4 protein-coding genes are annotated in these 1,802 nt (G+C 53.9%); 3 read left to right on the top strand and 1 reads right to left on the bottom strand.

The genetic code is table 11. The features are described from left to right. The coding region (locus tag U9Q18_03480; protein MEA3313417.1) for a hypothetical protein at nucleotides 1-354 on the bottom strand (354 nt) is incomplete at its 3' end. Nucleotides 355-683: 329 nt separating this feature from the next. On the opposite strand from U9Q18_03480, the gene U9Q18_03475 reads away from it, so the two are divergent. The 3 genes from U9Q18_03475 to U9Q18_03465 form a co-directional block, all read left to right on the top strand. Continuing rightward, complete coding sequence (locus U9Q18_03475; protein ID MEA3313416.1) at nucleotides 684-962, top strand: ribbon-helix-helix domain-containing protein; 279 nt, start codon at nucleotides 684-686, stop codon at nucleotides 960-962. Beyond that, nucleotides 959-1,339 carry a type II toxin-antitoxin system PemK/MazF family toxin gene (locus tag U9Q18_03470; GenBank protein ID MEA3313415.1) on the top strand — a complete coding sequence of 127 codons (381 nt, stop codon included), beginning with the start codon at nucleotides 959-961 and terminating at the stop codon, nucleotides 1,337-1,339. Before U9Q18_03475 ends, U9Q18_03470 begins: the two co-directional genes overlap by 4 nt. Before the next feature lie 207 nt (nucleotides 1,340-1,546). Beyond that, a partial coding sequence (locus tag U9Q18_03465) for a hypothetical protein (GenBank protein ID MEA3313414.1) occupies nucleotides 1,547-1,802 on the top strand: 256 nt, incomplete at its 3' end.

Raw genomic sequence — 1,802 nt, 5'->3', positions numbered from 1 at the left:
CGTCAATTTCGTCCTGCAGCCCCACTCTCGGGTCCTTTCTTCAGCGCTCAGTTTACACTTGTCAGTATCCATGCCCACTGTTTCAGCTTTGTAGGCAAGAAGCGTATATCCCTCGAACCGGTTGCGAGTGTTCACCTCCGGCCAGCAGACTGACTTTGAAGACATCACACCTTCCAGCTTCAGGAGAGTGACCGGCTCCCCATCGTTCTGCCGCATCTCAGTTTCCACAGCGAGGTCACGCCAGGATTCAGTGTGGGTTCTTAACCAAAACGGGAAAGGCTCTTGGTCATATCCCATGAACCTTGTCGCTGCCGTGCAGTGTGCTAGGGTACTGTTTCCAGTATCGCTTTGCATTTAGATACCTTCCGTAGTATGTCCTCGACCTTGGCCGTCCAGACGAACGGTTTGGGGTGTTTGTTGTAGATGCTGGGGTACTGGTCAATGGCATCAATCAACTCTGGCACACTGTGAAACATCCTGCGACGGATTCGCTTCTGGGAAAGATCTCTTTTCAATCGGTATCTACCTGGCAAAGGAGAAGCAAAACACCAAGAATAAAGACCAGGCACCAACGCTGGCACCAACGCTCTATCTAGCTTCCTTCAGATTGTGATTGCATTTTTCGATAGCACTTTATACAATGAGCAAGCTGGCTCAAGGTCAGAAATCAGGGGGAACATGATATGAAAGGAGCAAAGACGCGTTTGACGGTCGATCTGCCCGGGGAGTTGGTGAAGTGGGCCGATATGGCCGTTGAGCGGGGGGCAGCCCGCAGCCGCAACCAACTGATTACCCAAGCGATTGATGTGTATCTCCACAGGCTAGAAGAGGCCGAGATCGATGCCCGGTTCAAGACGATGGCCGAGGATGAAGCATACCAGAAGCTGGCATTGCATCTGACTCAAGAGCTCGAGTATTCTGACTGGGAGGCCTTCCAACTTGCTGAAGGTCAGGAATCATGAGCTTTTCTCCGCCTAAAGCGTCTGCAGGGTCGCCTCCCCGCCGCGGTGAGGTTTATTCGTTACGGCTCGATCCTGTGGAAGGCTCGGAGCAGCGAGGCACCCGGCCTGCGGTGGTCGTCTCGCGCGATGCGATCAATCAGGCTAGCCCGGTGATTGTTGTCTGCCCGTTGACCGATGCGCGCCATGTTTCTCGGTCCTATCCGAGTGACGTTCTGGTAAAGGCCCTGGAGGGTGGGCTCACCAAGGATTCGGTGGTGCTGACGGGACAGATTCGGGCGGTGGCCAAGATTCGACTGCTCTTGCGCTTGGGTGAACTTCAGCCCGATACGATGCGCCAAATCGAGCAAGCCCTCAAGATTACGCTGCAGTTACCTTGAGCTTGTAGCGATCTGCACTCAATTCTTGTGTTGCACAGAAAGGGGTCTACCATTGATTTTTACAGATGACGGGCCCCATGAAGTAGAAGGATTGAACTTGCTTCACGGGGCGGGCCTGCCTTTGTCAGGTAGGATGTCTACTTGACGGGCCTGCCTGTGCGTTGCCTGTCTGCCGTTCCAACGGGACAGGCAGGCACGTAGACAGGGGTGTGGCTCACGGGGTCCGCACCTGTCTACCGCCAGGTAGAGACCTGTACAGGTACTGCTCGCTCTGAACTGCCGCCCCCGCCATCCTCATCCAGCTATGTTTACATCTTTGGGAAAGATATCTCTAGCCGCCCGGCAAGGGAGAAGCAAAACACCAAGAATAAAGACCAGGCACCAACGCCGTTTACATCTTTAGGTGGGAAGGATCTCTTTTCAGCTGGTATTTATCTGGCAAGTGAGAAGCAAAACACCAAGA

This window comes from Caldisericota bacterium, from assembly GCA_034717215.1.
Classification (GTDB): domain Bacteria; phylum Caldisericota; class Caldisericia; order Caldisericales; family Caldisericaceae; genus UBA646.
This window is presented reverse-complemented; position numbering and strand designations above follow the sequence as displayed.